At 67.0% G+C, this 26,858-nt stretch carries 26 protein-coding genes, 1 tRNA gene and 1 pseudogene; 12 read left to right on the top strand and 16 right to left on the bottom strand.

Annotated features, from left to right (window positions below; genetic code table 11):
• The first annotated feature begins 14 nt into the window (after positions 1–14).
• Positions 15–473, top strand: a complete 459-nt coding sequence (locus ABUA28_RS01445) for a hypothetical protein (protein ID WP_349902075.1) — start codon at positions 15–17, stop codon at positions 471–473.
• 62 nt (positions 474–535) lie between these two features.
• Here ABUA28_RS01445 and ABUA28_RS01440 read toward each other — a convergent pair whose 3' ends face one another.
• Positions 536–2,200: an FAD-dependent monooxygenase gene (locus tag ABUA28_RS01440; protein WP_349902073.1), complete on the bottom strand. Its 1,665-nt coding sequence runs from the start codon at positions 2,198–2,200 to the stop codon at positions 536–538.
• 421 nt (positions 2,201–2,621) lie between these two features.
• Here ABUA28_RS01440 and ABUA28_RS01435 point away from each other — a divergent pair, with 421 nt between their 5' ends.
• Both ABUA28_RS01435 and ABUA28_RS01430 read left to right on the top strand, forming a co-directional pair.
• Positions 2,622–4,355, top strand: coding sequence for an ABC transporter ATP-binding protein (locus ABUA28_RS01435; RefSeq protein WP_349902071.1), 1,734 nt, complete (start codon positions 2,622–2,624; stop codon positions 4,353–4,355).
• Positions 4,352–6,433, top strand: a complete 2,082-nt coding sequence (locus ABUA28_RS01430; RefSeq protein WP_349902069.1) for an ABC transporter ATP-binding protein — start codon at positions 4,352–4,354, stop codon at positions 6,431–6,433. Before ABUA28_RS01435 ends, ABUA28_RS01430 begins: the two co-directional genes overlap by 4 nt.
• A gap of 144 nt (positions 6,434–6,577) precedes the next feature.
• Here ABUA28_RS01430 and ABUA28_RS01425 read toward each other — a convergent pair whose 3' ends face one another.
• The 6 genes and pseudogenes from ABUA28_RS01425 to ABUA28_RS01400 form a co-directional block, all read right to left on the bottom strand.
• Positions 6,578–7,009 carry a nitroreductase/quinone reductase family protein gene (locus ABUA28_RS01425; protein ID WP_349902067.1) on the bottom strand — a complete coding sequence of 144 codons (432 nt, stop codon included), beginning with the start codon at positions 7,007–7,009 and terminating at the stop codon, positions 6,578–6,580.
• A 71-nt stretch (positions 7,010–7,080) separates the two neighbouring features.
• Entirely contained in the window at positions 7,081–7,503 is a 423-nt protein-coding gene (locus ABUA28_RS01420; RefSeq protein WP_349902065.1) for a DUF1801 domain-containing protein, read from the bottom strand.
• Positions 7,500–8,372, bottom strand: coding sequence for an alanyl-tRNA editing protein (locus ABUA28_RS01415; protein WP_349902064.1), 873 nt, complete (start codon positions 8,370–8,372; stop codon positions 7,500–7,502). Before ABUA28_RS01415 ends, ABUA28_RS01420 begins: the two co-directional genes overlap by 4 nt.
• 51 nt (positions 8,373–8,423) lie before the next feature.
• Positions 8,424–9,317, bottom strand: a complete 894-nt coding sequence (locus ABUA28_RS01410) for a DUF72 domain-containing protein (protein WP_349902062.1) — start codon at positions 9,315–9,317, stop codon at positions 8,424–8,426.
• Between the two features lie 78 nt (positions 9,318–9,395).
• On the bottom strand, positions 9,396–9,563 hold the full coding sequence (locus ABUA28_RS01405; protein ID WP_349902683.1) for a biliverdin-producing heme oxygenase: 168 nt from the start codon (positions 9,561–9,563) through the stop codon (positions 9,396–9,398).
• 119 nt (positions 9,564–9,682) lie between these two features.
• A pseudogene (locus tag ABUA28_RS01400) lies at positions 9,683–9,793 on the bottom strand (biliverdin-producing heme oxygenase); the annotation flags it as partial.
• Between the two features lie 176 nt (positions 9,794–9,969).
• On the opposite strand from ABUA28_RS01400, the gene ABUA28_RS01395 reads away from it, so the two are divergent.
• The 3 genes from ABUA28_RS01395 (at position 9,970) to ABUA28_RS01385 (ending at position 14,900) form a co-directional block, all read left to right on the top strand.
• Positions 9,970–10,809, top strand: a complete 840-nt coding sequence (locus tag ABUA28_RS01395) for an HpcH/HpaI aldolase/citrate lyase family protein (RefSeq protein ID WP_349902060.1) — start codon at positions 9,970–9,972, stop codon at positions 10,807–10,809.
• A 134-nt stretch (positions 10,810–10,943) separates the two neighbouring features.
• Complete coding sequence (locus ABUA28_RS01390; RefSeq protein ID WP_349902058.1) at positions 10,944–14,678, top strand: AAA family ATPase; 3,735 nt, start codon at positions 10,944–10,946, stop codon at positions 14,676–14,678.
• A 3-nt stretch (positions 14,679–14,681) separates the two neighbouring features.
• Complete coding sequence (locus ABUA28_RS01385) at positions 14,682–14,900, top strand: hypothetical protein (RefSeq protein ID WP_349902057.1); 219 nt, start codon at positions 14,682–14,684, stop codon at positions 14,898–14,900.
• Positions 14,901–14,958: 58 nt separating this feature from the next.
• On the opposite strand, the gene mscL is transcribed toward ABUA28_RS01385, so the two are convergent.
• Genes mscL through ABUA28_RS01370 form a run of 3 tightly spaced genes read right to left on the bottom strand, consistent with a single transcriptional unit; the run spans position 14,959 to position 16,379 of the window.
• A complete protein-coding gene (gene mscL, locus ABUA28_RS01380; protein WP_349902055.1) occupies positions 14,959–15,402 on the bottom strand; it encodes a large conductance mechanosensitive channel protein MscL in 444 nt (147 codons plus the stop codon).
• Between the two features lie 29 nt (positions 15,403–15,431).
• Positions 15,432–15,779, bottom strand: coding sequence for an FmdB family zinc ribbon protein (locus ABUA28_RS01375; RefSeq protein WP_349902053.1), 348 nt, complete (start codon positions 15,777–15,779; stop codon positions 15,432–15,434).
• A gap of 24 nt (positions 15,780–15,803) precedes the next feature.
• Positions 15,804–16,379 carry a 5-formyltetrahydrofolate cyclo-ligase gene (locus tag ABUA28_RS01370; protein WP_349902052.1) on the bottom strand — a complete coding sequence of 192 codons (576 nt, stop codon included), beginning with the start codon at positions 16,377–16,379 and terminating at the stop codon, positions 15,804–15,806.
• Positions 16,380–16,418: 39 nt separating this feature from the next.
• Between ABUA28_RS01370 and galU the strand changes: the two genes are divergently transcribed.
• The 3 genes from galU to ABUA28_RS01355 are packed head-to-tail and all read left to right on the top strand — an operon-like array spanning position 16,419 to position 18,513.
• Entirely contained in the window at positions 16,419–17,312 is an 894-nt protein-coding gene (galU, locus tag ABUA28_RS01365; protein ID WP_349902050.1) for a UTP--glucose-1-phosphate uridylyltransferase GalU, read from the top strand.
• 4 nt (positions 17,313–17,316) lie between these two features.
• The gene (locus ABUA28_RS01360) at positions 17,317–17,973 is read left to right on the top strand and encodes a GNAT family N-acetyltransferase (RefSeq protein WP_349902048.1); all 657 of its coding nucleotides are present in this window, start codon (positions 17,317–17,319) and stop codon (positions 17,971–17,973) included.
• Positions 17,974–18,018: 45 nt separating this feature from the next.
• On the top strand, positions 18,019–18,513 hold the full coding sequence (locus tag ABUA28_RS01355; RefSeq protein ID WP_349902046.1) for a pyridoxamine 5'-phosphate oxidase family protein: 495 nt from the start codon (positions 18,019–18,021) through the stop codon (positions 18,511–18,513).
• 4 nt (positions 18,514–18,517) lie between these two features.
• Here the strand turns inward: ABUA28_RS01355 and ABUA28_RS01350 are convergent, their stop codons facing one another.
• From ABUA28_RS01350 to ABUA28_RS01340, 3 genes are all read right to left on the bottom strand, one after another.
• Positions 18,518–19,555: an LLM class flavin-dependent oxidoreductase gene (locus tag ABUA28_RS01350; protein ID WP_349902044.1), complete on the bottom strand. Its 1,038-nt coding sequence runs from the start codon at positions 19,553–19,555 to the stop codon at positions 18,518–18,520.
• 302 nt (positions 19,556–19,857) lie between these two features.
• Entirely contained in the window at positions 19,858–20,061 is a 204-nt protein-coding gene (locus ABUA28_RS01345; protein WP_349902042.1) for a DUF6186 family protein, read from the bottom strand.
• Positions 20,058–20,738 (bottom strand): hypothetical protein, encoded by a 681-nt coding sequence (locus ABUA28_RS01340; protein ID WP_349902040.1) that lies wholly within the window; start codon positions 20,736–20,738, stop codon positions 20,058–20,060. Before ABUA28_RS01340 ends, ABUA28_RS01345 begins: the two co-directional genes overlap by 4 nt.
• A gap of 210 nt (positions 20,739–20,948) precedes the next feature.
• Here ABUA28_RS01340 and ABUA28_RS01335 point away from each other — a divergent pair, with 210 nt between their 5' ends.
• The 3 genes from ABUA28_RS01335 (at position 20,949) to ABUA28_RS01325 (ending at position 22,416) form a co-directional block, all read left to right on the top strand.
• Complete coding sequence (locus ABUA28_RS01335) at positions 20,949–21,878, top strand: hypothetical protein (RefSeq protein ID WP_349902038.1); 930 nt, start codon at positions 20,949–20,951, stop codon at positions 21,876–21,878.
• A 52-nt stretch (positions 21,879–21,930) separates the two neighbouring features.
• A tRNA-Ala gene (locus ABUA28_RS01330) sits at positions 21,931–22,006 on the top strand.
• Positions 22,007–22,155: 149 nt separating this feature from the next.
• Complete coding sequence (locus tag ABUA28_RS01325; RefSeq protein ID WP_407075403.1) at positions 22,156–22,416, top strand: hypothetical protein; 261 nt, start codon at positions 22,156–22,158, stop codon at positions 22,414–22,416.
• A 91-nt stretch (positions 22,417–22,507) separates the two neighbouring features.
• Here the strand turns inward: ABUA28_RS01325 and ABUA28_RS01320 are convergent, their stop codons facing one another.
• The 3 genes from ABUA28_RS01320 to ABUA28_RS01310 form a co-directional block, all read right to left on the bottom strand.
• Positions 22,508–24,247, bottom strand: a complete 1,740-nt coding sequence (locus ABUA28_RS01320) for an LPXTG cell wall anchor domain-containing protein (RefSeq protein ID WP_349902036.1) — start codon at positions 24,245–24,247, stop codon at positions 22,508–22,510.
• Between the two features lie 219 nt (positions 24,248–24,466).
• On the bottom strand, positions 24,467–25,111 hold the full coding sequence (locus ABUA28_RS01315; RefSeq protein WP_349902035.1) for a response regulator transcription factor: 645 nt from the start codon (positions 25,109–25,111) through the stop codon (positions 24,467–24,469).
• Positions 25,108–26,850 (bottom strand): sensor histidine kinase, encoded by a 1,743-nt coding sequence (locus tag ABUA28_RS01310; RefSeq protein WP_349902033.1) that lies wholly within the window; start codon positions 26,848–26,850, stop codon positions 25,108–25,110. Before ABUA28_RS01310 ends, ABUA28_RS01315 begins: the two co-directional genes overlap by 4 nt.
• Positions 26,851–26,858: the final 8 nt, after the last annotated feature.

Here is a 26,858-nt window from a genome sequence, read left to right as displayed (position 1 = left end):
AAGCCGAGGTTCACATGCGTTTTCGTATTACGAGCAATGCGGGCAAGACCAGCTATGTCGTGGTCGTATATGTAATCGCCCTGACGGTTCTGCTCGCGGTGGGGCTCACGGCGGGAATGCTGGCCGCTACCATTGCCTGGAGTGTTCTGCTCCTCATTGCTGTTGCTGTCGCTGTGCGTAGCTTTCGGGGCGAAGGTGAGTCCAAGGACGCTCCGAGAGCGTGGTGGCGCATGACGGCCCGACCGACCGCCGGGTTCGTGTTTACTGCTGTGTTCTTGCTCCAAGCCATCTATCTTGCGGTCCAAGCAAACACGGAAGTAAGCCCCGGAAGTTTCTACTTCCTCGCTGTTCTCAACCTGGTCATTGCGGCATTCTTCATTTACTCCTCGATCCGATTGAGAGTCGCTCTCGTCGGTCGTTCGCGGAGGCGCGACGAGGCCGTTCCGGTATCGGGTGAGCCGAACTCGCACTAGTGGCAGCACAGTGAAAGGGACCGTCGCGCTCGACGCGACAGTCCCTTTCACTTCAGTGGTGGTCAGCCCTGGCGCTGGAGCAGCGCGGTCATCGCGCCGGTGACCGACTCCTGCAGGTCCACCGCACCCGCGGGGGAGCGCCAGGCGACCACGCCATCCGGGCGCACGATGACGGCGCCGTTCGACTCGATGCCGTACGCGCTCGCGAATGCACCCGCCGAATCGACGGCATCCGACTTCGGACCGACGGTGTACGGACGCAGCGGGAGCGAGTCCCGCGCGGCCACCGTCTTTGCGGCGTCGCGCCACGCGTCGCCTTCTGCACCCGCAAGCAGAACGTACGCGTCCTCGAACAGGTCGTGCACTGAGCGGGCCCGCCCGCCGTGGCTCACCTCGATGTGAGGGGCACGGCTGCCGACATCCGTCAGTGGTGCGCGCGGATCGACCACGTCGCACTCGCCACTCTCGGGCACGCTCTGGCCGGCCGGGTCGACCACGGCGGCGGAGCGGTAGACGGTGCCCAGCTCGATCGACTCGGCCGAGCGCGGTTCTGCGAGCGGCTTCGCATCGAGCGTGGCGCGTTCGGCGTAGCGGCCCGCATAGATGGAATAGGCCTGCTCCATCGTCATGAGACCCGCGGGGCGGCGCTCGGCGTCGTAGCTCTCGAGCAACGCGGGACCCGCAACGCCCTTCAGCACCATGGCGAGCTTCCAGGCGAGGTTGTGGGCGTCTGCGACGCCGGTGTTTCCGCCCCATCCGCCGGTGGGCGGCATGGTGTGTGCGGCGTCGCCCGCGAGGAACACTCGGCCGGAGCTGTAGCGCTCGGCCGAGGTGGCCGAGGCCTCCCAGCGCTGCACGCTGTCGATCGTCACGGACACGTCATCCGCGCATCCGAGGGCGATGCGCACGTATTCGCTACAGCGCTCGTCACTCAGATCGGCGATGAGATCACGCTTCTCGCCCGTGGCCGGGTCGTTCACAGAGAAGATCGAGAGGAATCCCGCCTGGCCGTCGAGGGCGAACCGGAAGAAGCCGAGCAGGTTCGGGTTGAGCACGTAGATGACGCTCAGGTTGCGGTCGCCGATCATCTCTTTCATGTCCGCGCGGAAGTAGATCGTGATGCACTCCGAACTGCCGTGACCCTGCATCGCGATGCCGAGCTGGTCGCGGATGCTGCTGTGCGCGCCGTCCGCGGCGACCAGGTACTGCGAACGCACGGTCTGCGACCTGCCGGAGGCCCGCGAGGTGATCGTCGCGGTCACGCCAGCTGCGTCCGGGGTGAAAGAAGTGAGCTCGGTGCCGAAGCGATGTTCGGCCCCACGCTCGACCGCGGCCTTCGCCAGCACGGGCTCGAGGCTCACCTGGGTGATGAACAGCCGGGGCGTGATGCTGAGGTCTTCGACGCCTTCGTTCCACGACTTGTAGAAGTACTGCAGTTCCTTGCCGCAGAGGCTCTCAACGGCGACGATCGCGCCGTTCTGCTCGAAGTCCTTGGCTGCGGCTTCCTCGACCTGGGCCTGCACGCCCGCGTGCCGGAAGATCTCGACAGTGCGCTGGTGGAACGACGCGGCTCGCGGGTGGATGGCGGTGCCCGAATGCCGTTCGACGACGAGGTTGTCAATGCCATAGGAAGACAGCAGCAGCGAGGTGGTCAGCCCCACGAGGCTTCCGCCGGCGATCAGGACCGGCACTTCGAGGTCGGCTTCGGGCGCGGTGTCATTCGACATAATCGACTCCATTGTTGATTGGTTGCCTGCTCACGAAGGAGGGACGTTCCGTCTGGGGAGTCCGCTGGGTGATTAGTTGAATTATGGGATCGTTGTACCCGGGTGTCAAGGAATACTGCACATTGAACAGTGAGGCTGTCGTGATTGTGGGCCACGCATCCCGGGTTTGAGCCGGAAAATAAAGGGTCCTACAAACCGCCGTCATGATCGTGTTAAACGATGTTCAACACGGGCCTGCCCAGCGTGGAACCGGGCTGAATTCGATATTGACCTCGACATCGTCGCGTGCGAAGATAGGCGGCTGCGCAATTTCACGACACGGTGCCTCGCGCCCGTCAACCTCACATCTTCAACACCATCTACTCCGCCTGACGCACGCCTCTGTGCGCTCGGCAGATGGCCCCGCACGACGAAAGAAACCATGCTCGGAAAACTCCTCATCCGCTATCTGAAGCCGTATCGCTGGCTGCTTGGCGGCGTGCTGCTGTTCCAGTTCGCCTCGGCTATGGCATCCCTCTATCTGCCGAGTCTCAATGCCGACATCATCAACAAGGGTGTTGTCACGGGAGACACCGGTTACATCTGGTCGACCGGCATCGAGATGCTCGGTATCTCGCTCGGTCAGATCGTCTGCGCGATCGTGGCGACCTTTTTCGCGGCGCGGGCCGCCATGCTCATGGGCCGCGATATCCGCAACGGCATCTTCGAGCGCGTCACCGCGTACTCCGAGCGCGAGGTCGCCCAGTTCGGCCCGGGCTCGCTCATCACCCGTAACACGAACGACGTGCAGCAGGTGCAGATGCTCGCGATGATGGGCGCGACAATGCTCGTCAGCGCACCCCTGCTTGCCATCGGTGGCGTCATCATGGCACTGCGCCAGGATGTCGGGCTCAGCTGGCTCATCGCGGTCGCGGTGCCCGCCCTGCTCATCATGGCCATCCTCATCATCGGCCGCATGGTGCCGCTGTTCCGCCGGATGCAGCAGAAGCTCGACGCGATCAACCGCATCATGCGCGAGCAGCTGACCGGTATTCGCGTCGTGCGTGCCTTCGTGCGCGAGGACATCGAGGCGAAGCGCTTCGAAAAGGCCAACCACGACATCATGATCATCGGCCGCAGGGTCGGCGAACTGTTCGTGCTGCTCTTTCCGCTTGCGATGCTCGTGCTCAACATCACGGTCGTCGGCGTGATCTGGTTCGGCGGCATCCGCGTCGACGATGGCAGCATCCAGGTCGGTACCCTGTTCGCCTTCATGGCCTACATCATGCAGATCCTCATGGGCGTGCTCATGGCGAGTTTCATGACCATGATGATCCCTCGCGCCGCCGTGAGCGCGGACCGCATCAGCGAGGTGCTCGCGAGCGAGTCGACGCTGACGAGGCCTGCGGATGCCGTCACGGACTTCCCGACGCCGGGCACGGTCGAGCTGCTCGACGCGAGCTTCACCTACCCCGGAGCCGAGCACCCGGTCGTCGCCGGGGTGAGCTTCACCGCCTCACCGGGTGAGACCGTCGCGATCGTCGGATCGACCGGTGCGGGCAAGACCACGCTCGTCTCCCTCATCCCGCGCCTGTTCGACGTGACCGGAGGCAGCGTGCTCGTCGGCGGCGTCGACGTGCGCGAGGCCGACCTCGACCTGCTCTGGGACGGCATCGGCCTGGTGCCGCAGCGTCCGTTCCTGTTCAGCGGAACCGTCGCATCCAACCTGCGCTTCGGCCGCGAGGACGCGACGGACGAAGAACTCTGGCACGCGCTCGAGATCGCACAGGGCCGCGACTTCGTCGCGGACATGGAGGGAGGCCTGAACGCGCGCATCGCGCAGGGCGGCACCAACGTGTCCGGAGGCCAGCGGCAGCGGCTCGCGATCGCCCGCGCGATCGTGCACGCGCCATCCGTGCTCGTCTTCGACGACTCGTTCTCCGCGCTCGACCTCACGACGGATGCCCGGCTGCGCCAGGCGCTGTGGCGCGAGTTGCCGAGTGTGACCAAGATCGTCGTCGCGCAGCGCGTCTCGACCATCGTGGACGCCGACCGCATCGTCGTGCTCGACGACGGACGCATGGTCGGCCTCGGAACCCACGACGAGTTGCTCGAGAGCTGCGAGACCTATCGCGAGATCGTCGAATCCCAACTCGGAGTGGAGGCACAGTCATGAGCACCAACACCCCCACCCCACTGTCGGAAGAGGAACAGCTCGAGCTCGAGCTCGCAGAGCAGGCTCGGCTCGGTGCCGACGACTGGATGAGCGTCAAGCCGGGCAAGGCGGAGCACTTCGGCAAGAGCTTCGGCCGCCTGCTCGGCCTGCTCAAGCCGCACGCCGTCGGATTCGTCTTCGTCTCGCTTCTCGGAGCGATCGGCGTCGTGCTCTCCGTGATCGCACCGAAGGTGCTCGGTCAGGCCACCAACATCATCTTCGAGGGCGTGATCTCCCAGAACATGCAGGCGGGCGTCACCCAGGCGCAGGCGGTGGCGCAGCTTCGTGCCTCCGGCCAGACCGACCTCGCGAAGATGATCTCCGAGATGCACCTCACTCCGGGCCAGGGTGTCGACTTCATGGCGCTCAGCCACGTGCTGATGTGGGTGCTCGCGCTCTATGTCGCGGCATCCGTGCTCAGCTGGGTGCAGGGCTACGTGATCAACGCGATCATGATGACGACGATGTTCACGCTCCGCGAAGACGTCGAGACGAAGATCAACCGCATGCCGCTGCGCTACTTCGACAAGGTGCAGCGCGGTGAGCTCATCTCGCGGGTGACGAACGACATCGACAACATCACCCAGACGATGCAGCAGTCGCTGTCGACCGCACTCACCAACGTGCTCATGGTCGTCGGCGTGCTCATCATGATGTTCTCGATCTCCTGGCAGCTTGCCATCGTTGCTCTCGTGAGCCTGCCGCTGCTGGGCGTGATCTTCGGGATCATCGGGCCGAAGTCGCAGAAGGCGTTCGGTATCCAGTGGCGCAAGGTCGGCAAGCTGAACGCGAGGGTCGAGGAGTCGTTCTCGGGCCACGCGCTCGTGAAGGTGTTCGGCCGCGAGAAGGATGCCCTCACGAACTTCAAGGCCGAGAACCAGGAGCTCTTCGAGGCCTCGTTCAAGGCGCAGTTCCTCTCCGGCATGATGATGCCCGCGATGATGTTCGTGGGCAACCTCACCTATGTCGGCATCGCGGTGCTCGGCGGACTCATGGTCGCAAGCGGCCAGATCCGCCTTGGCGACGTGCAGGCGTTCATCCAGTACTCGCAGCAGTTCACCCAGCCGTTGTCGGAGCTCGGCGGCATGGCCGCGGTCGTGCAGTCCGGAACGGCGTCGGCCGAACGCGTCTTCGAGATGCTCGACGCCGAGGAGGAGAGCGCGGACGCCGCGAATGCTCCTGCTCCGGCACACGGGGACGGCACGATCGTCTTCGAGAACGTGCAGTTCTCGTACACGCCGGAGCGCCCGCTCATCCGCGACCTGAGCTTCTCCGTGGAGCCCGGCCAGACCGTCGCGATCGTCGGGCCGACCGGCGCGGGAAAGACCACCCTGGTCAACCTGATCATGCGGTTCTACGAGCTGAACGGTGGGCGCATCCTGTTGAACGGGCAGAACATCGCGGATCTGCGTCGCAACGATGTTCGCGCCCGCACCGGCATGGTGCTGCAGGATCCATGGCTGTTCGCCGGGTCCATTCGCGAGAACATCCGCTACGGCCGCCAGAGTGCGACCGACGATGAGGTGCTCGACGCGGCCAGAACCACCTACGTCGATCGCTTCGTGCACTCGCTGCCCGACGGCTACGACACGGTGCTCGACGAGGAGGCCTCGAACGTCTCCGCGGGAGAGAAGCAGCTCATCACGATCGCGCGCGCGTTCGTGGCGAACCCGAGCGTGCTCATCCTGGACGAGGCGACGAGCTCGGTCGACACCCGCACGGAGCTGCTGCTTCAGCACGCGATGGCCGCGCTGCGCAAGGGGCGCACGTCGTTCGTGATCGCGCACCGCCTGTCGACCATTCGCGACGCGAACCTGATCCTCGTGATGGAGCAGGGCGACATCGTGGAGCACGGAACGCACGCCGAACTCATCGCGAGGGAGGGCGCGTACTGGCGGCTGTACAACTCGCAGTTCGAGCAGGCCGCGACCGACCTCGACGCCGAGGGCGCCGTGCACGAGGGCCCGCAGGATGCCGGTTCTTCCAACGCCGACTCCCCTGACGACGACGCGCGCGAGGCGAGCACGGCGACCGTGTAAGGCCTCGGCACGGCCGACTGGGCGGTGTTTTGTCAACGATGCGCGCGTTACGGTAGCCGCATCGATGACAATCCGGCGCATCGTCGAGGAGGCTCGCCGGGAGGTCACGGTGTGGCAGGACTCGAGTTCGGCGCCGGATTGCGCTCAGGTGGCAGGCTCCAGCAGCACGAGAGGTATCTCGCGCTTCGTCTTCGTCTGGTAACCGGCGTACTGGGCGTACCGCTTCGTGATGACCGGCCACATGCGAGCCCGCTCCTCGGGGGTGGCGACGCGGGCGAGCATGGGTGTGCGCGGTCCGCCCGCGAACACGACCTCCACGTGCGGGTCGTTGCGCAGGTTCAGGAACCAGGCCGGATTCTGGTCGTCGCCGCCCCGCGATGCGACGACGACGTAGCTGGCGCCCTCCTGCAGAGGGGAAGTGAGCATGGTCGACCGCCGCTGGCCACTGCGCCTTCCGATCGTCGTCAACTCGACCACCGGGACACTGCCGAATCTCCAGCCGAGCCTTCCGCCGGATGCTCGTTGGAGGAATCGGTGCACCGCGTTCATGGTCTTGAACGAGAAGTTACTGGGCATGATCGGAGCCTACCCGCGCTCGCTGTGGGCTGATCGGACTGCCCGCCTGCGCCCGGGCTCGGGAGACGGCCTCAGGAATCGGCCGCGCGCTGCCCGAAGGTACCCGCGGTGACGGTGCGGTACGACTCGGTGAGGATCGACTCGAGCACCCTCAGATCGATCTTGGCCAGATCCTTGAGGTAGAGGCATCCGACACCCGTCTTGTGCTCGCCGAGGCGCACCAGCCGCTCGGTGTGCGCACCGATCCCGTCGGGCAGATAGACGGATGTCGCCGCCTTACGTGGCGAGAACCCCGCGGCCGGGGCATCGCCCTCGCGCCCACTCGCGTACCTGTAGTGGTAGCTGCCGAACCCGATGATCGACGGCCCCCACATCCGTGGCTCCTCACCGGTGATGCGTCCCATCAGCTCCAGTAGTGTGTCGGCGTCTCGGCGTCGGATCTCGCTCGCGACGGTGTCGAGGTGCTCACGCACCGCGTCGTTCAGCGTGCTCATGATGTCTCCCTCCCCGTCGTCATGGTGAGTACGGCGGTGCCGGCGTCGTCGGAGAGGGCGAGCGTCGCCCGAAGAGCGCCGAGCGCGGCGAGCGACTCGGCGTGCGTGCCGCCGCACGGGATGCTCACCCCACCCTCCGGGAGCGTGCACTCCCAGTAGCGGCGGTCGGTGAGGCGGTCGCCCTCGCGCCGGATGGCGACAGCGGCGCCCGTGGCAAGCCAGCCGTCGAGCGAGGCGTTGAGGGCCCGCTCGACCTCCGGCAGCGCATCCGCGAGCCCGTCGGAGACGAAGCCCTTGCGTCGCAGCGACTTGTTCAGCCGGAAGGTGTCGACGGAGCCGAACGGCAGGATCGTCGAGGAGTCGATCGCGAGTTTGTCGAAGTCCGGGACGCCCAGGGCGTCGAGTGCGGCCTCCTTGCCCCAGCGATCCGCGAGGGCGTGGTTGAGGGCGAGCGATGCGAGGTGGCAGCCCGTGTGTCCGAGCGACATCGAACGGCGGTACTCGGCATCGACGGTCACCGTGACGGACTCGCCTGTGGCGGGCGGTACGGCGTCGATGATGTGAGCGACGAGGAACGCCCAGCCTTCGGTGCCCTTGCGCACCGGGATGTCGACGCCGAGAAAGAGCTGCGCGCCGTCGCTTGCCCCGACGAGGCAGTCCACGACGGATGCCGACCCGGCGCCCCACTCGAGCCTCGCGCGGTCCGCGCCCTGGTCCGGCCATCCCGCATCCACCGGATGGCACGGGGTGGACTCCAGCAGCACGGCAGTGCGCCCGTCATCGAGCGGCTCGACATGCACGACCGTGGAGGTGCCGGTGGTACTTCCTGACGGGTAGCTGACGACGGTGTCAGAGGAGGGCAGAGTCATCCCTCTATTCTGCCGGGGAAGCCTCAGGCCGTGCGCTGCCAGCGGACTCGATCACTCGGTCCAGAGAGCCGGCTGGATGGCCGTGGGAGGAAGAAGCGGGCGCCCATCGAGCCGTGCCTGGAGACTCATGGCATCGAAGGGCGAGCGAGTTCCGCTGCCGTCGGGATTGTCGAAGTAGACGAAGACGTCCCGGCCCTGGCCGTCCGGGCAGGCTTCTCCGCTGCGCCAGCCGTCGACAAGCCGTGCCCAATTGTCGAGGGTTGCTTCGTCGTAGCCGTTCGGGTAGTGCGTGAGGTCGCCGTGCAATCGCACATATACGAAATCCGACGTCACATCGTGGATAACGGGCCAGCCGGGTGAATTCGTCACGACCGCGGCGACGGCGTAGTGGCGGAGCAATTCGGTGAACGCCGGAGTGAGAAAGCTCGGGTGACGCACCTCGAAGCAATGCCGGATGGGGCGGTCAGCACCCCAGGAGGTCTCGTCGACTTCGGAGATGCCGTGCTGTTCGACGCGCCGTCGCACCTCGTCGACCGAGTGCGGAAGTGTGGCGAGGAAGTCTTCTATCGTGTCTTGTCGGAACGGGAGCCTCTCGGGTATCTGCCACAGGATCGGCCCCAGTTTTCGCTGCAGGGTGAGAACACCCGAGGCCAGGAAAGCGACAATGCCCCGTGCGGAGTTCTTGAGGCTGTTGTCGTGAGTGATCGCCTTGTTCCCCTTGACCGAGAAGATGAAGTCATCCGGTGTTTCTGCACTCCACTTCAGATAGCTGGAGGGGTGGGGGAGGCCATAGAAGGTCGTGTTGATTTCGAGCGTGGAGAGACGGCTCGCCGCGTATTCGAGCTCTCGGCGCTGCACCAGTCCCTGTGGATAGAAATGGCCCCGCCAATGCGGCTTGTTCCACGCAGAGGTGCCGATACGTGCTCGCGGTTGGGACCCTGTCATGATCTCCGCAGCCTACCGATCTCCTCTGTCAGAGAGGCCGTAGGTGACGCCAGATCCTGCGGCCAGTGATGCCCTCGCTCAGGCGGCGACCGTCGAGGTGGCCTCGTCGAGCTCCGCGAACAGGTCGGCGTTGAGCCGGAAGGCCACGTTGGCCTCCTCGATCACGCGGGCGCGCTCGTCCTCGTCCCAGCCCACCGCGTCGAGCTCGGCGCGGTAGGCGTCCTTGAACGGCTTCGGCTTGGCGATCTCGGCGAAGATGTAGAAGCCGACGCCGTTGGTCTCGAAACCGAACTGGCGCTGCAGCAGGGGGAGATGAAGGCCGTGGCCACGGCATCCGTCTTCAGCGTCTCGGCGACAGCCTCGAGCGCGTGGTAGATGAAGTAGAGCTGGCCGGTGAAGGCGATGTAGTCGTCTTTGCTGCGCTTGCCCGAGAGCAGCTCAGTGATGAACGCTGAGCCCTCTGTATCAGAGTGCACCGCGGAGGTGCGCTCGCGCAGGGCCTGGGAGAAGGGTATGACAGGGGGCCGACGGCCGGTGTGGAGCACCGCGTCGGATAGTCTTGGTGCATACGACCTCGCCTGTGAAGCCGCAATCCGGTTGTCGCGCACACCCGGCTTCACCCGCCTTCAATGAAGAAAGCACCGCACTGACTATGGCTTCCTCCGCCGAGACTCCTGTCTCCGCCGATATCGCGCGATCCTGGCTCCTCATCAACGGAGCACACGACGACGCCTTCGACAAGGCTGCGCAGTCACGCGCAGACCAGATCGTGCTCGACATCGAGGATGCGGTGGACCCGCAGGCCAAGCCGGCCGCGCGCGAGGCCGTGATCGCGTGGCTCAGCGGCGGCGGCAGTGGCTGGGTGCGCATCAACGACAGACTCACGGAGTTCTGGTCGGATGATGTCGACGGCATCAAGGGACTGCCCGGCCTGCGCGGTGTCGTGCTCGCCAAGACCGAGTCGCCAGAGCACATCACCGAGACGTTCGATCGCCTCGGCGGGACCATCCCCGTGCTGGCGCTCATCGAGTCCGCGCTCGGAATCGAGGAGGCCACGAACATCGCTCGCGCCCGCGGCGTGTTCCGTCTCGCCTTCGGCAGTGGCGATTATCGCCGCGACACCGGAACGAGCTCGGACGACCTGGCCATGGCATACCCACGTTCCCGACTCGTGGTGGCGAGCCGCATCGGTGGGCTGCCCGGGCCGATCGACGGCCCCACCGTCGGCAGCGGGCATCCGGTGCTCAGGGAACAGGCGGCGCTCGCCGTCTCGCTCGGCCTCACCGGCAAGCTGTGCCTCGACATCGAGCAGGTTCCGCTCATCAACGAGACCATCAGTCCTACGTCGACGGATGTCATGTGGGCCCGCGACTTCCTGGCCGATTTCGAGTCCCGCGGCCGCGTCATCCGCGATGGTAGCGACCTGCCGAGGCTCGGTCGCGCCGAGAAGATCGACAAGCTCGCACGCGCGTTCGGCGTGCAGCCGCATTAGCGGCCGCTCGCGACGGCAGCGACCGCACGGGGCATGATCTGCGAAACCCCGCCCACATCCCCGAAATTATGGGGTTGCACGCCTAAGGTAACGGTGTGTGGCGTGCCGATAGACAACGTGAACCGGAAGACGTGATGCCGGGGTCCGAAGAGAGTTCCGCCCACGCTCAGAAGCAGGTGACGTCACCGCACTCGCTGAGCATGGGGGATCCGAACTACACCGCGGCCAACATCGCGGAGCCGATGAGGCAGCGCTGGCGTGAGCAGCTCGCCACCGTCGGCGGTCCGTCACCGCTGTTGCACTTCGTGGATGAGCCACGAACGCGCATCGAACTCTCAACCACCCATCCCGGTGGGCTCGCCCAGTTCATCACGGGCAAGACCACGCTGCTCTCGAGCCTCATCCGTGACGATCTAGCCCTGCGCGCGGCCAAGGTCGCGGCGGGGGAGATCGCCGCGAAGGGCTTGGAGCTCGCCACCGCGCGCAGCATCGACGCCATCCACCTCGGCATCGGCATCGCGGAATGGCAGCACGACGGCGTCGAGTACCGTGCGCCCGTGCTCCTGCGCCCGCTTGCCATCCGTCGTTACGGCCGCGACTTCGAGGTCAAGCTGCGGGGTGCCGCCTACCTCAACCCTGCGCTCGCCCGAACGCTCGCGAGTCAGTTCCAGATCCAGCTCGACGCGAGGGCCTTCGCGGCGCTCGCCGAGCAGGACGGGTCGTTCAAGCCCAACCCGGTCATCGATCGGCTGCGCGGGCTCACCGCTCACCTCGAGTGGTTCAACGTTCAGCCGCGGCTCGTCGTCTCCTCCTTCGCGGATGTCGCCACGGGCATGCAGGCGGACGCGGCGGACCTCGAGCACACCATCCTCGATGCTGTCGCCGGAAACGCCTCGGCCGCCTGGGCCGTGAAGGAGAGCTACGCGCCTGTCGAGCCGCAGCACCCCGACCAGCGCACGCCAGAGACCGACACCCTGCTCCTCGACGCGGATGCCGAGCAGGAGAACGTCGTCGCCCAGATCGCGGCGGGCAATTCTGTCGTCGTGAAGACCCTCCCGGGCACAGGGGGAACCCAGACCATCGTCAATGCCATCGGATGCCTCGTCGCGCAGAACAAGCGCGTGCTCGTCGTCGGTCCCCGGCGCGCGGCCCTCGCGGGGATTGCCCAGCGCTTCGGCGACATCGGATTGAACGGATTCGCGGTCGCGCCCGGCTCGCTCAGACGGGACCTCATCCGCTCGATCAGCCGCAGCGAGAAGGTCGAGCAGCCGCAGCTCACCGAGGTGGATGACGCTCTCGTGCGCCTGCGCAAGGTGCTCGTCGACTATCGTTCCGCGATCGTGCGTCGCGACCAGGAACTCGGCGTCTCCGTGCTCGACTGCGTCACCGAGCTCTCCCGGCTCGCACTGCTGCCGGATGCCCCGGCCACGACCGCGAGACTGTCGCGCGACTCCGTCGAGCTCATGGCCCGTGATCGCAGTGCGGCGGCGGACGCGATCGTGCAGGCGGCGACGCTCGGCGAGTTCAAGTACGGCCCGGCGGATTCGCCGTGGTACCGCGCGAGTTTCGCCAGCAGCGACGACGCGATGTACGCTCACCAGCTCGCGAAGCGGCTGCACGCGACCGACGTTCCCGCTCTGCTCGAGCGAGCGAACGCGCTCATCGACGGCACGCGGATGCGCCCGTTCGAGACCATCTACGAGCTCGGCGTCTACCTGCGGTTGCTCATGGACATCCGCGACACCCTCGATCGCTTCCTCCCCGTGGTCTTCGACCGCTCGCTCAGTGAGCTGATCGTCGCCACCTCCTCGCGCAGGGACACTCCGGAGATGTCGAGCGCGAACCGGCGCAGGCTCAAGAAGCTTGCTCGCGAGTACGTGCGACCCGGCGTGCACGTGAGCGACGTGAACGAGGCGCTCGTGCGCATCCAGCACCAGCGCACGCTGTGGCAGCGCTTCGTCGCCGCGGGTGTCGGCCCCGAGGTTCCGGTCGGCATCGCTGACGTGCAGGTCGCGTACCAGCAGGTGTCGCAGAACCTTGCGAGCCTCGACGAGCCGCTCGGCGTCACCGACGAGCAGGGTCTGCTCGTCAACCTGCCGATCCCTGAACTCAAGCGCAAGCTTGAGGGGCTCGCGGCGGACTCCGAGGTGCTGCAGAACCTGCGCGAGCGCGGCATCCTGCGCACCACTCTGCAGCAACTGAGGCTCGACCCTCTGCTGGAAGACCTCGCCGCACGGCACGTTCCAGACAGCCAGGTCGCCGCGGAGCTCGAGCTGGCCTGGTGGCAGTCCGCACTCGAGGCGCTGTTGAACGCCGACCGCGCGCTGCTCGGCGCGAACACCTCGGTGCTCGACCGACTCGAGGGGGACTTCAGGCTCGTCGACGAGGCCCACGCCGCGGGCAGCGCCGGCCTTCTCGCCTGGCAGCTCGCGGAGAACTGGAAGATCGGCCTGGTCGACTGGCCGGACGAGGCTGCGGCCCTCAAGAAGGCCCTGCGCCGTGAGCACCTCGACGCCGCAGGGTTGCAGGATGCCGCACCCCACCTGTCGCGCGCGGTCGCCCCGGTCTGGCTCGCCTCGCCGTACGAGGTGGACTCGATCACCGACCGTATCCGCTTCGACGCCGTGATCCTCGTGGACGGCGGGGCCGTGACGCTCGCCGAGAGCCTCGGGGCGATTCGCCGCGGCAAGCAGATCATCGCGTTCGGCGACCCGGTCACGCAGACCCCCGCACCCTTTTCCATCGCGCTCACGGCGGAGAACGCGGATGCCCCGGAGCTCAGCGACGATGAGCTCGACGAGCTGCACTCCGGCTCCGCGCTCGCGACCCTCGGCGAACTGCTCCCGACGCTCGTGCTCACCCGCAGCTACCGCGCCGGCGGAGAAGATCTCGCCGAGCTCGTGAACCGTCGCTTCTACGCGGGCAGGATTGACTCGCTGCCCTGGGCCGGAAGCTTCCTTGGGCACCCCAGCATCCGTCTCGACTACGTCGAAGCAGGCTCCGGCATGCCCGACCAGGAGACCGGTGCGGTGGAGAGCGTCGACGCAGAGGTCGAACGCGTCGTCGATCTCGTTCTCGATCACGCCGAGAAGCGCCCGCACGAATCCCTCATGGTCATCACCGCGAGCCCAAAGCACGCCGTGCGCGTGCAGCAGGCCGTGCTCTCGGCGATCGTGACCCGCCCGGAGCTCAGCGACTTCGTCCTCGGCGATCGCGCGGAGCCGTTCACGGTGACGACGATAGAGCAGTCGGTGGCACAGAGTCGAGACCGGGTGATCTTCTCGATCGGCTTCGGCCGCACCCCGCACGGACGCATGCTCTCCGACTTCGGTTCGCTCGGCAAGCCCGGCGGCGAACGACTCCTCGCCGTGGCGATGACCCGCGCCCGCCGCGCCCTCGTGATCGTTGCCTGCTTCACGCCGGAAGACATCGACCGCGATCGGATGCAGCACGGAGCGGTTGCGCTGGCCGAGGTTCTCGAAGACATCGGTGCACGCACGACGAGCGAGCACATCCCCGACGACAGCGATCCGATGCTCGTGGACCTCGCCCGCAGGCTCGAACACCGCGGCCTCCGGGTTGCGCTCGGACACCGCGGCAAGCTCGGCCTCGTCGCCTCGCACGAGGGGATGTGCCTCAGCATCGAGACCGACAGCATGCTCGGCGGAACGAGCCTGCGCGAGTCGCTCAGGCTGCGTCCCGAGATGCTGCGACGCCTCGGCTGGCACTACCTGCGCGTGCACGTCTTCGAACTGTTCAAGGACCCGGATGCCGTGGCCGACCGCATCGCGACCATGCTGGGCGTGCCGGACCGGGTCTCTGCGGGGGCTCCGAGCACCGAGCCCATCCCCATCGTGCAGCAGGGTTAGCGCGTGGCTCCGTCGTCACCCGAGGAGCCGCAGCTGCCAGGGTCTGGTGAGTCGGAATCCGGCGAGCCCACACCGCGCCGTCGCGCCCATCGCAGGGTTAAGACCACGCCGGTGCCCGGCAGCGATCCGACTCCGCAGAAGGAACCGCCGCGTCACTCCGAGAACGAGAACGACGAGCGCCTCAAGCGCGACACTCCGCCCCACTGGGGCTATCGCTTCTAGCGCCGTCGCTGGTCGAATGGGCCGCCCGCGGCCATATCGAGACCCTCGCGAGCCGCGGTTACAGCGCGTGCTTCCCGTCGCCCGAGGCGTCGCCCGCGCCCTTGGCGAGCAGGTCGCGGATCTCGGCGAGCAGCTGCAGCTCGTCCGGCGGCACCTCGGCGTCAGAAGCCCCGGCGTTGCGCCTCTCCTCCGCGCGACGCTTTAGGTAATTGATCGGCATCACGAGCGCGAAGTACACGGCGGCCGCGACCAGGATGAACTGGATCGCCGCCGCGACCAGGGCACCGAAGGCGAGCTTTGCAGTGCCCCCAGACAGCGTCGGGATCGCGACGATCCACGCCTTGTTGAGGTCCTCGGCGTTGAACAGCGCACCGAGTGCCGGATTGAGTATCCCCGTGACCAGCGCGTTCACGATCGCAGTGAACGCGGCGCCGATGACGACCGCAACAGCGAGGTCGATCACGTTGCCGCGCATGATGAATTCCTTGAATCCCTTGAGCATGGCCTTACTCCTTCTGAATCGACGGAACTTTACTTACCCGATGAACCGGTCGCGGAGGTCGTGGCCGGCTTGGCCGCAGGAGTCTTGTCTGTCTTCGGCTTGGCCGCGGCATCCGGGGAGCCGGAAGTCGAAGGAGTCGATGTCGTGCTCTTCTCGGAGCTCGACCCGCCGTGCTTGCTGTGCTTTATGCCGGGTTTGGCGCGGGAATCATTGCGGTAGAAGCCCGAGCCCTTGAAGGAGACGCCGATGGCATTGAAGACCTTGCGAAGCTGGGGCTGGCCGCAGTTCGGGCACAGGGTGAGGCTGTCATCCGTGAATTCCTGATGCTGATCGAAAGCAAAATCGCAGTTCGCACATCGGTACGAATAGGTGGGCACGTCAACCTCCAGGCAAGGGAAAAGCTAGAAGGTGACGATCGCTCTCGGCGTCACGACACCGTTTACGCGCTTGTCGTGAACCTCGCTCGGCACGCTGTCAACCAACTCACTGTCGAAAACCACAGCATAGACCGGTGGACACTTCTCCATCGAACCGAGCGTGCGGTCGTAGTATCCGCGGCCCCAGCCCATCCGCATCCCGGTGCGGTCGACGGATGCCGCCGGCACGATGATGAGATCGACGTCATTGATCGCGATCGGGCCCAGTAGCTCGCCCACCGGCTCCGGCCATCCGTACAGACCCTCGGTCTCGTCGCCGGTGGAGATCACCCAGTCGAGCAGGCCGTCGTCCCTGGACACGGGCGTGAGCACCCTGATGCCTTCGCGTTCGGCCCAGGCGACGTAATCGCGCACGTTCGGCTCGTCGGTCGTCGGCAGGTAGGCGGCGACGGAGCGGGCGTTCAGCTGCGTGGTGAGCTGGATGAGATGCTCGGTGATCTTCTCCGTGGCGTTCTCGCGTTGCGGGATGGTCATCGTGCGCCTGCGCTCGCGCAGCTCGGCGCGTAACGCTCGTTTCTGGTGGCCTTCGTCACCGCTCATGCAGACATCTTATGCACGGTATGCCGTTACCCTTGCGTTATGGCTTTCACTATCACTAAGGCTGTCATCCCCGCCGCTGGCCTCGGTACCCGGTTTCTCCCGGCGACCAAGGCGATGCCCAAGGAAATGTTGCCCGTTGTCGACAAGCCGGCCATCCAGTACGTCGTGGAAGAGGCCGTGTCCGCTGGCCTGACCGACGTGCTCATGGTCACGGGGCGTAACAAGACCGCACTGGAGAACCACTTCGATCGCGTGGGCGAGCTTGAGGCGCGACTCCAGGAGAAGGGCGACACCGCGAGGCTCGAGAAAGTCAACTTCTCCACCGATCTCGCGGAGGTGCACTACGTGCGGCAGGGCGATCCGCTCGGTCTCGGGCACGCGGTGCTGCGCGCGAAGATGCACGTGGGGCACGAGCCGTTCGCGGTTCTCCTCGGTGACGACATCATCGACAGCCGCGACGTGCTGCTCTCCCGCATGATCGAGGAGCAGGGCAAGCGCGACGCGACGATCGTCGCGCTGCTCGAGGTCGATCCGGACCAGGTGCACCTCTACGGTGTCGCGTCAATCGAAGCGACCGACGACGCGGATGTCGTGCGCATCACGGGCATGGTCGAGAAGCCGAGCGCGGAAGACGCCCCGTCCAACTACGCGATCATCGGCCGCTACGTGCTGAAGCCCGAGATCTTCGACATTCTCGAGCACACGGAGCCCGGGAAGGGCGGCGAGATCCAGCTGACGGATGCGCTCGAGACGCTCGCGGCCGACCCCTCCATTGCGGGTGGCGTCTACGGCGTCGTCTTCCGCGGTCGCCGCTATGACACGGGCGACCGCCTCGACTACATCAAGGCCATCGTGCAGCTCGCGGTTGACCGCGAGGATCTCGGGCCGGCGCTTCGCCCGTGGTTGAAGGATTTCGCGGACAAGCTGGACTGAGATCATGGCAACCCCGATGCCGACGCTCCAGGACAAGCAGGTGCTGATTCGGCCCATCCGGCTGAGGGATGCGCGTGCGTTGGAGCGTGAGCTGCTCGACAACCGCGGGTGGTTGCGCAAGTGGGAGGCGACCAACCCTCACGGTGCGATGACCTTCGACGTGCGGGCGGGCATCCGGAGTCTGCAGGCCAATGCGAGGGCCGGTTTCGGGCTGCCGTTCGCGGTGGAGTATGAGGGGCAGCTCGCCGGGCAGCTCAACGTGTCCGGCATGAGCTACGGGTCGCTCGCCTCGGCAACGATCGGCTACTGGGTATCCGAGCGTTTTGCGGGCAAGGGCGTCACTCCGACTGCGGTCGCTCTGGCCACGGACTACTGCTTCTTTCAGCTCGGGCTGCACCGCATGGAGATCTGCATCCGCCCGGAGAACGCGGCGTCGCTGAGGGTCGTCGAGAAGCTCGGTTTTCGCTACGAGGGACTCCGGCGCCGCTACATCCACATCAACGGGGAGTGGTGCGATCACTTCTGCTTCGCGCTCGTGGTGGAGGAGGTTCCGATGGGCGTGCTGCGCCGGTGGCAGGACCATCAGGTTCCCGCGCACACCGGCGTCGTGCCCGACGTGGATCGCATCGCCGCGGGCGTGCCGGGGCTGCAGCTCGGCTGACGCTGCGGCGCGCGGGATGTCGGCGGGCGCGGATAGGGTCGCCGCATGTACGAGACCGAGGCTGAGGTTGCCGCGCTACAACGACTGATCGACGCCTCGCACTCCGGCGGCACGAGTCACCTGCGCGAGATCATCGCCGGCGAGCACTTCATGCGCGCGCAGGACGTGGTGGATGCCGTCAACGGCATGAGAGTGCTGAGCCTTGCGACCGTCACCGCGAAGGGCGAGCCCCGCGTGAGCGGCGTGGACGGTCATTTCCTGCACGGAATGTGGACCTTCGGCACCGACGGGCGCGCGGCGAAGGCGCAGCACCTGGCCGTCCGGCCTGTCGTGAGTGCCGCGCACATCGACGGCGAGCGCCTCGGTGTGTTCTGTCACGGCACCGCCGTGCGGCTGACCGAGCAGGATCCGGCCTGGGAGGAGACGATCGCGCACTGGACCGCGCACTACGGGTCCGACCCCACGACCTGGAGCGACGACATCCGGATGTATCGGATCGAGCCGCACTGGTTCGTCGGCTACCGCGGCAGCGAGCACTGACGATTCAGCGCCAGCCGAGTGCCGGTGCCACGTGTTCGAGGATCGCGCCGAGGGCGTGGGTGTTGTACTCCACCCCCAGCTGCGACGGGATCGTGAGCAGCAGGTGGTCGGCCACCTCGATCGCCTCGTCTTGCTTGAGCTGCTCGATGAGTTCATCTGGCGGGCCGGCGTAGGACCTCCCGAAGATCGCTCGCGTCTGAGCGTCGATCTGCCCCACCTGATCCTCGCTCGCGCGGTCGTGGCCGAAGAACTGCCAGTCCTGCTCGTCCACCAGGGCGAAGATCGACCGGGAGACCGAGGTGTGCGGCGTGCGCTCCCACCCGGCGTCTTTCCAGGCATCCTGGAAGATCTCGATCTGCTTCCTCTGCTGCACATGGAGGGGCTCTCCCGTGTGCTCGTCCCATTTCAGGGTCGAGGTCTGCAGATTCATCCCCTGCTCGGCCGCCCACCGCGCTGTCGCGTCGGAGCCGGAGCCCCACCAGATGCGGTCGCGCAGGCCCGGCGACTGCGGCTCCAGGCCGAGCGGGCCGCCGTGCGGGTTCGGGAACATCGGATTCGGGCTCGGCTGTGCGAAGCGGGCCCCGTCGATGAACTTGAGGAACAGCTCCGTCTTGTCCCGAGCCATCCTCGCGCCGTCCGTGTCGCTCTCGTCTGCCGGCGGATATCCGAAGTATCGCCAACCGTCCACGACCTGCTCGGGAGAGCCACGGCTCACGCCGAGCTGCAGACGCCCGCCCGAGATGAGGTCCGCGGCGCCGGCATCCTCGGCCATGTATGCGGCGTTCTCGTACCGCATGTCGATCACGCCGGTGCCGATCTCGATGCGGCTTGTCTTCGCGCCGATCGCCGCGAGCAGCGGGAATGGCGATCCGTGCTGCTGCGCGTAGTGGTGCACGCGAAAGTATGCTCCGTCGCCGCCCAGGTCCTCGAACGCCTGTGTGAGATCGATCGCCTGGAGCAGAGTGTCCGACGCCGAGCGCGCCTGCGAATACGGCGACTGCGACCAGTGCCCGAACGACAGGAATCCGATCGACTTGACCATCAGCGAGCCACCTTCCGTATCTCGACCGAACGCAGCTCCGCGCTCTCGTGACGCGCGGCGGCCAGGCCAGGCTCCACGCGGACCGCGCGGGTCTGCGATCCGGCAGACGGCTGCCAGTGGCCGAAGGAGAGGAATCCAATGCGTTTCACAGTCCTTTCAGCGTACGTGCCAGCCGCACTATTCCCGCGCTGTCTCCGTGCCGCCGCCGGATTCTCGCCGAGCGTGCTCGTTTGCTCCGAAGGTGCCTGTTCCAGCGGGCCCCAGCGGGCACGCTCGGTGCGAATGGGCACGCTCGGCGATAATCAGACGGTCTGCCCGACGAGGAAGTGCCAGCCGAGCCACCACCAGAACAGCAGGATGCCGATGCGGGCCGAGCGGGTCGCCATCACCCGGTCGAGCAGCGTGCCCACCGGCGCGAGGTAGTCGGGCGTACTCCGCGCCCGCAGCTCGAGCACGGCTGCCGCCGCAACGCAGAGCAGGAATCCGGCGATCGTGAGGTCTCTCATCGCCGAGCCTTCTTCCTGCGGGCGCGGGTGCTCTGGCCCGTCGAGGTGACGACTCGCGCACCGCGTCGCACCAACGCGACACCGAGCAGCAGCCAGAGCACGGTGAACACGGCACGGCCCTCGACGGTGTTGAGGATCGGGTCGAACAGCTCCGAGATGCTCGGATGCGCGTTCGCAGCCGCGGGGGACGGCAGGCCGAGCAGGAACGAGGTGACCTCCCACAGGCAGCAAACCACGCCCACGATGCTCCACAGGATCGCCGCTCGTCGCACGGCCGGGGACATCGAGGTGCGGGGCGTGCTCGTGCCCTTGGTCGTGGTGCCAGCTGGGCCAGCGGGCGCTCCCCACGCCAAGACCAGCACCGTCAGGCCGATCGCGGAGACGATGATCCCCTCCACGACGCCGTGACGTGGGGCGAGCACGAGGGCGATCGCGAGCGGGATGCCCGCCGCGAGGAGCCAGGCCGCGCGAGGCCTCACCGGGCCAGACATGCGAAGCCAGCCCAGGGCATCCGCCAGCAGGAGGGCTGCGATGCAGAGGAAGAACGCGGCGTCGACCGGCGCGCCGCGAAACAGCTGGAAGAGTCCGGTGATGATGAGGATGAGCGTCCACGGCTGAGCGACGCGGCGGAGCGTTGTCGACTGTCTGGCCGCCGTACGGCCCGCCTTCGCCCGCATGCCGACAGGTTACGCCCCACCTCCGCGCCCTGCGCAAGCGCCGCACCCGCCCTTACTCACGCGAGATGCCAGTTGTGGGGGCTATCCGGCAGAAATAACCCCCACAACTGGCATCTCGCGGAGGGGATGAGGGACGGATGCGCGCGGTCGACTCGGGACACACCCCCGGCGCGCGAGCGATTAGCGCTCTCGGCCTCGTACCTTAGGGACATGGGAGTAGACGGATTCGGCTCGAGCATCGTTATTGCGCTCGCCGCCCTGCTCTGGCTCGTCTATCTCGTGCCCACCTGGTTCCGCCGCCGGGAGTATCTTTCGACCGAGCGGAACGCCGTGCGACTGCAGCAGACGCTCCGGATCATGGCCGAGACCGCCGAACTGCCGCAGCAGGTGCGCGTGGAGACCTCCGCTCGGAGCGCGGCCGCCCAGGAGAAGCTGCTGCGTGCGCAGCTGCGCCGCGAGGATGCGGCCGCGAAGGCCCAGCTCGCGGCAGCGGAGCGCGCTGAGCGCCAGCTCGCCGCCACCCTTCCCGCCCTGTCAGCGGATGTCGCGAGCGGCTCGGCCGCGTCGCGCAGGCTGCGCAGGTCCCGCGCGCTGACGTCGCTTGTGCTGCTGGCCTCGTTCGTGGCTGCGGGCTTCGGCGTCGCCCAGCTGGTGGCCGGAAGCTGGCTGCTGCTGGCATCCGCTGGCGTCGTCGCGATCGGATCGTTTGCGATGCTCGGGCAGCTGGCCGCCGTCTCCCGCGCGAGAACCGAGCTTGCCCGCGGGCTGCGCGTTCCTGCACCCCGCGTGCGCACGACAGTGAAGCTCGAGGAGGCGCCGACTCCCATGCAGAAGGATTCGAGCTGGACCCCCGTGCCCGTGCCCAAGCCGCTGTACCTTTCTCGTCCGCAGGTCGACCGCGCGGTCGAGGCGTCGCTGGATGCTGCTGCCGAGCTTCGCGAGGCCGCCGCGGCCTCCGAGCGTCGCCTGCGTGAGGCGCTCAGCGAGCCCGAGGTCACCTCGATCGTGCGTCCGGCGGTGGCTCCCGCGCCAGCCGTCCCGAGCCGTTTCGCCCGCATGGGTTACCTCGAAGAGACCACTGACGCGACGACCGACCTGGATGCCGTGCTGCAGCGCCGCCGCGCATCCGCCGCCGGTTGACCGTAAACGTTAAATCTCGCCCCCGCGCGCGTGATAGCGTAGCTACGCACTAGGGCCCTTGGCGCAGTTGGTAGCGCGCCTCGTTCGCATCGAGGAGGTCAGGAGTTCGAATCTCCTAGGGTCCACCAGATCGCTCTTGTTCGAGCCCTTGGCCAAGAGAAGATTATTGCGCTGGAACGAGGAGCCTTCCGCACGATTGCGGGCGGCTTCTTTCGTTTGCGCGAGTGTGTGGCTGTCGTCATGGCGATTGTGGTGATGCCAGTCGTGGAGAACCCGGTTGCCCGCCGCGGCGATGGAGTCGTTCTGGTCGCTACTGCGGGAGAAGTTCCTCGATCAGCGCACCTGGCCCACCCGGCAAGAGCTGCGCTTGGTGATCGTCGTCTGGACCGAACGGAAATTCCACCGGCAACGACCGCAAGCCGCCCTCGGCGGGTTGACCACGGTCGAGTTCGAAGCCAAACGAGCCCAAGCCGCGAACCTCGCGGCCCGAACCGCAACTGTCACCAACCCGTGCACCAGACCGCAGTCCCGTTCATGATGTCGGAGAAGATTGATGCCGGGCCTCGTGCGCGCTATACGAAGAGCCCGGCACCCTTCAGGGGCCGGGCTCTTCGCTTGGGTAAAGCTGATCAGTTTCTGTCGGTGCGGGTGCGGGCGCGTCTCCGGTCGAGGACGATGGCCGCCGCACCGCCGAGCCCGAGCAGGATGCTGAGGGTCAGCCATCCGTTCACGTCAGCGCCGGTGCTCGCCAGCGATTTCGCTGTCGGTGTGGTCGTGGGTGTGCTTGTCGACGGCGTGACGGCCGGGGTGACCTCCCACTGAGCGTAATAAGGGGTGACTCCGATCTCCCCTATCTCGACCTTGGTGCTGCTCAGGAGTAGCCCGCTGCTTCCGTCCGGGGAGCTGGACCAGCCGAGGAAGGTGTGACCTGCGTAGCTGGGGAAAGCAATATTGCCGTGGGCAAGAGCCGCGCTCACCGCGCCGAGGGTCGAGATCTCACCGCCGAGGCCACGGCTGTCTCTCAGCACCCAGGCCGATTCGGTACCGTCGTTGGCTTCGAGAACCGCTATGCCGCTCGACGGTGCCGTGGTGGTGCCGTCGGCCGCGACCTCCCAGCCGACGAGGGAGTTGGCCGTGTCGTCGAGATTGTCGGCGTCGTTCCCCCCTGCGCCCGGAGCGCCATCCGCGCCGTCTGCCCCGGCGGTGCCTCTGTAGGTGGGGTCAGGGCTCGAGACGATACTTCCGTTGAGGACGGTCTGCCCGGCGACACCGCCACTACCTCCGATGCCACCCAGACCGGGAGCACCGCTGACGGCGCCACTCGGCCCGCCATACCAAGCCAGGTTGCTGCCGGGTGCACTGCCCGTGAGCAGTATCCCGTCCTGGATGTCGATACCCGCCCCACCGTTGCCGGCTGCGCCACCGTTGCCGCCCCTGCCACCTACGCCGCCGTTACCACCTCGCGATGCGTTCGTCGGCGTCCCACTGGTGACATTCAGGTCAGCGCCGAAGCCGCCCGATCCGCCCGCGGCACCCGCACTGCCGTTGCCGCCGTTGCCGCCCATGCCGCCCGCGCCGATCAGGCGCGAGCCGGACACGGTGACGACGCCGGAGATGACGATCCCCGCCCCGCCACTCATCGCGTCGCCGCCATTGATGCCGTTGCCACCGTTGCCACCGTTGCCACCGGTCGCCCCGGCGAACGGGTCGGTGGGCGCCACGCTGTAGGTGCTCGCACCGCCGGAGCCCCCGTCGCCGCCGATCGCGCCGACACCACCGTCGCCGCCGACACCACCGTTGCCACCCACGGCATCGATGGCAGGGAAGCCTGCTCCGCCCTCTCCACCCCGCTCGCCGGGAACGGTACCGTCGGGGCCAGCGCCCCCGGTGGGGCTCGTCGCGGTTCCAGTGGCACCATGACCCGCAAAGCTGCCGCTCGGCACCGAGGCGTTCGCGCCGTCTGTGCCGCTGCCCCCGACGAACGTCGCGACCTTGCCGCCTTCGACGCGGAGCGAAGCACCCGCCTCAACGGTGAGCGCGACCTGGCCTGCCGGGGCCGTCACGAAGAGCTCGTGCTCATTGAGGTCGATCGTGAGTGAGCCGCCCGCGAGGGTGAACGCGCTGCCGGTGATCGTCACGTCGCCGCTCAGTGTTGCCGTCACGCTCGCGCCGGCACTCGCCTGGCTGAAAGCGCTGGTGAGAGTAGCGCCGTCGGTGATGGGGACCGCACTGCCTGCCGCAGAAGCCGGAGCGGCACCGAGCATGCTGATCCCGACCGCGGTCGCGATGGCCGTGGCGCCCGCAAGACTGCGCCACATGACGCCGTGCGGCCGGCGGTGATGCTGGGAGGGCGTGGATTCAGGGGACATGAGACTTCTTCCGGGGGCCATGAGGAGCTTTGTGCAGATCGGGTGGGAGCCGCGAATCTCAGATGTGATTCTGCGGTGCGACAGTCCGGTACAGCGCAGCTGCCAGCGCTGGTGACTGTCGTCACCTGCTAGTTCAGCAGCACTCCCCGCCGGTGCGCATCGGACCTACCTCCCAATTGTGGGCTGCTGAGCCGATTGCCGGGCCGAGCTGTTCCCAGCTCATGGCCGACCGGAAAGATGGGCCAGCACAGCCTGCACCCGGCGGTGCGAATCCCCGTCGATCATCAGGCCGAGCGTCGTGTAGATGCCGGTGAGGTGGTTGACCACGGTCTTCTCGCTGACGGACAGCCGAGCGGCGATGGCCGCGTTGGAGCGCCCCTCGGCGACAAGTGCCAGCACTTCGCGTTGCCGGGCGGTGAGCGCGGCCGTTGGCGTCAGGGCACGGTCCGCCCGGTCCAATGCCTGCTCGACGACCTTGGGATCGAGCACCACGTCGCCTGCGACGATTCGGTGCAGATCGGCGACGAACTCCTCGATGTGGGTGACCCGTTGTTTAAGCAAATATCCGATCCCCCCGCCTCCGGCGTTCAGCAGCGATCGAGCCGGGCGGGCCAGGACGTGTTGGGAGAGCACGCACACTGCAACCGCCGGCCGGCTGCGGCGGATCTGCAACGCCGCGGTCAGCCCCTCGTCGGTGAAGCCCGGCGGCATTCGGATATCGGTGAGGACCAGGTCGGGCACGTCGTCCTCGACGGCGACGATGAGGTCTACGGCGGTGCCCACACTGCTCACAATGTCGAAGCCGCTCTCATCGAGCACCGCCTTCAGACCGCGGCGGATCAACGGCTCATCCTCCGCGATCACGACTCGTACGGTATCTGTGCCCATACTCTCGTGCCTCCTTCTGGTGGCGTCTCTATTGTGCTGGTGCCGCCGACCGCGGCGACTCGGTCGGCGATCCCAGCCAAACCGGTTCCCGTACGCCCCGCGCCCGTTGCCGGTGCGGTAATGCCGATCCCGTCGTCGGTCACGGCGACGTGCAGCCACGAACCGTCGACAGACAGCGACACCGTGGCGGAGGTGGCGTGCGAATGCTTCACCACATTGGATAAGGCTTCGGCGACCACGAGGTACGCGGTCGTCTCGGCCGTGTCGGCGAGTCGGCCCGGCACGGCGGTGTCCAGCCGGGTAGGGATCGGCATGGACTCCACCAGTTCTCCCACGGCGCCGACGAGTCCGAGTTCGATGAGTGCCGGTGGCACAAGGGCCTCGACGATGGCGCGTAGTTCGTCGGCGGCGTGATCCGCCTCGTCACGCAACGCGGTGGCACGGGCCGCCACCTGCTCGGCGGACTCGGTGGCGACGGCGGTGACGATCCGTTGCGCGTCGATCCCGATGAGCAGCAGGCGCGCCTGCAGCCCATCGTGCAGTCCTCGGCTGATCCGTCGCCGCTCGGCATCGGCCGCGTCGACCAGGCGCTCGCGCGACTCGACGACGGACTGCCGGGAGGCTCGCAGCTCCGCGGAAAGTCGTTGGCGTTCGAGGGCGAGTGCGACCAATCCGGCGGCCCGTTCGACCTCGTGCGAGTCGCGGGGCACAGTGCCGTCGTACTCGATCGCCGCGATCGGCATCCCGCCCAGCGTGATGTCGCTACAGGCGCGGCCCGCCCGCCCACCGGGTGCCGCCACGGGAACACCGCCGTCGCTTACCCACCCACCCAATTCGACCGACCAGTAGACGATCTCGAGAGACGCGTCGTCGAGCGCGGCAGCGAGGACTTCACGGATCGGACTCCGCGAGGCCGGAGATGAGCCGAGCCAGGCCCCCAATTCTTCTAGTTCTGAGGTACGGCGGAACCCGCCGAGCAGGAATGACGTCAGAACCACCACCGGCAGTGTGGCCAGAGCAGCAATCTGAACAGCCGCGAGTTCGACCTGGTGCCCGGGCCACCAAACGCTCGCTGCCCACGCGCTCACCGGCGCGAACAACACGACGAACACCCCGATGCCGGATACCATACCCAGGCTGCGGCGATCCTGCGGTCGTGCCCGCAGCAGTCGGACGATGACGACAGCGGCGACGGCGACCAGCAGCACATCCAGCACGGCCGTCTGCAGGTGTTCTGCCGCGGTGCGCAGCGTGGGGAGGTCCGCCACGCTCAAGAAGTGCGGCTCCGTCGACGGGTCGAAGAGATACAACGGCACCTTCAACACGACGGTCGCGACATACAGGCCGATCACGAGTGCGCGTATGGACCTCGAGCCCAGGCGTCCGGTCGGGAAGGCCAGCAACAGGTGGGCTGGGGCGGCCACGATCAAGAGCGAGAACATCGGAAGCAGTGCTTGGAACACCGGTACCGTCGTATTGCCGAGCGCGACGAACCACATCGTCAGGCCAGCCCAGACCAGCAGCGCCCCGACCCGATTGTGGGGACGTCGCCACCAGGCGATCAACCCCGCGGCGAGATACACCCAGAACACCACCGGCAGGCTTGTCACCACCGCGACCGCAAGCGGCGGCAGCCCTTCCAGAGACATGACCGGGTAGGGGAGCGCACCGAGTACGAGGCCGAGTCCGGCCAGCATCCACAACGGTCCGCTCATCGGGCCGG

This window comes from Parafrigoribacterium humi (assembly GCF_040227205.1).
Lineage (GTDB): Bacteria > Actinomycetota > Actinomycetes > Actinomycetales > Microbacteriaceae > Parafrigoribacterium_A > Parafrigoribacterium_A humi.
This window is presented reverse-complemented; position numbering and strand designations above follow the sequence as displayed.

Bases quoted from the DNA above. Each gene is read 5' to 3' on its own strand.
- ABUA28_RS01445 (WP_349902075.1), top strand. From the start codon at position 15: ATGCGTTTTCGTATTACGAGCAATGCGGGCAAGACCAGCTATGTCGTG.
- ABUA28_RS01440 (WP_349902073.1), bottom strand. From the start codon at position 2,200: ATGTCGAATGACACCGCGCCCGAAGCCGACCTCGAAGTGCCGGTCCTG.
- ABUA28_RS01435 (WP_349902071.1), top strand. From the start codon at position 2,622: ATGCTCGGAAAACTCCTCATCCGCTATCTGAAGCCGTATCGCTGGCTG.
- ABUA28_RS01430 (WP_349902069.1), top strand. From the start codon at position 4,352: ATGAGCACCAACACCCCCACCCCACTGTCGGAAGAGGAACAGCTCGAG.
- ABUA28_RS01425 (WP_349902067.1), bottom strand. From the start codon at position 7,009: ATGCCCAGTAACTTCTCGTTCAAGACCATGAACGCGGTGCACCGATTC.
- ABUA28_RS01420 (WP_349902065.1), bottom strand. From the start codon at position 7,503: ATGAGCACGCTGAACGACGCGGTGCGTGAGCACCTCGACACCGTCGCG.
- ABUA28_RS01415 (WP_349902064.1), bottom strand. From the start codon at position 8,372: ATGACTCTGCCCTCCTCTGACACCGTCGTCAGCTACCCGTCAGGAAGT.
- ABUA28_RS01410 (WP_349902062.1), bottom strand. From the start codon at position 9,317: ATGACAGGGTCCCAACCGCGAGCACGTATCGGCACCTCTGCGTGGAAC.
- ABUA28_RS01395 (WP_349902060.1), top strand. From the start codon at position 9,970: ATGGCTTCCTCCGCCGAGACTCCTGTCTCCGCCGATATCGCGCGATCC.
- ABUA28_RS01390 (WP_349902058.1), top strand. From the start codon at position 10,944: ATGCCGGGGTCCGAAGAGAGTTCCGCCCACGCTCAGAAGCAGGTGACG.
- mscL (WP_349902055.1), bottom strand. From the start codon at position 15,402: ATGCTCAAGGGATTCAAGGAATTCATCATGCGCGGCAACGTGATCGAC.
- ABUA28_RS01370 (WP_349902052.1), bottom strand. From the start codon at position 16,379: ATGAGCGGTGACGAAGGCCACCAGAAACGAGCGTTACGCGCCGAGCTG.
- galU (WP_349902050.1), top strand. From the start codon at position 16,419: ATGGCTTTCACTATCACTAAGGCTGTCATCCCCGCCGCTGGCCTCGGT.
- ABUA28_RS01360 (WP_349902048.1), top strand. From the start codon at position 17,317: ATGGCAACCCCGATGCCGACGCTCCAGGACAAGCAGGTGCTGATTCGG.
- ABUA28_RS01355 (WP_349902046.1), top strand. From the start codon at position 18,019: ATGTACGAGACCGAGGCTGAGGTTGCCGCGCTACAACGACTGATCGAC.
- ABUA28_RS01350 (WP_349902044.1), bottom strand. From the start codon at position 19,555: ATGGTCAAGTCGATCGGATTCCTGTCGTTCGGGCACTGGTCGCAGTCG.
- ABUA28_RS01345 (WP_349902042.1), bottom strand. From the start codon at position 20,061: ATGAGAGACCTCACGATCGCCGGATTCCTGCTCTGCGTTGCGGCGGCA.
- ABUA28_RS01340 (WP_349902040.1), bottom strand. From the start codon at position 20,738: ATGCGGGCGAAGGCGGGCCGTACGGCGGCCAGACAGTCGACAACGCTC.
- ABUA28_RS01335 (WP_349902038.1), top strand. From the start codon at position 20,949: ATGGGAGTAGACGGATTCGGCTCGAGCATCGTTATTGCGCTCGCCGCC.
- ABUA28_RS01320 (WP_349902036.1), bottom strand. From the start codon at position 24,247: ATGTCCCCTGAATCCACGCCCTCCCAGCATCACCGCCGGCCGCACGGC.
- ABUA28_RS01310 (WP_349902033.1), bottom strand. From the start codon at position 26,850: ATGAGCGGACCGTTGTGGATGCTGGCCGGACTCGGCCTCGTACTCGGT.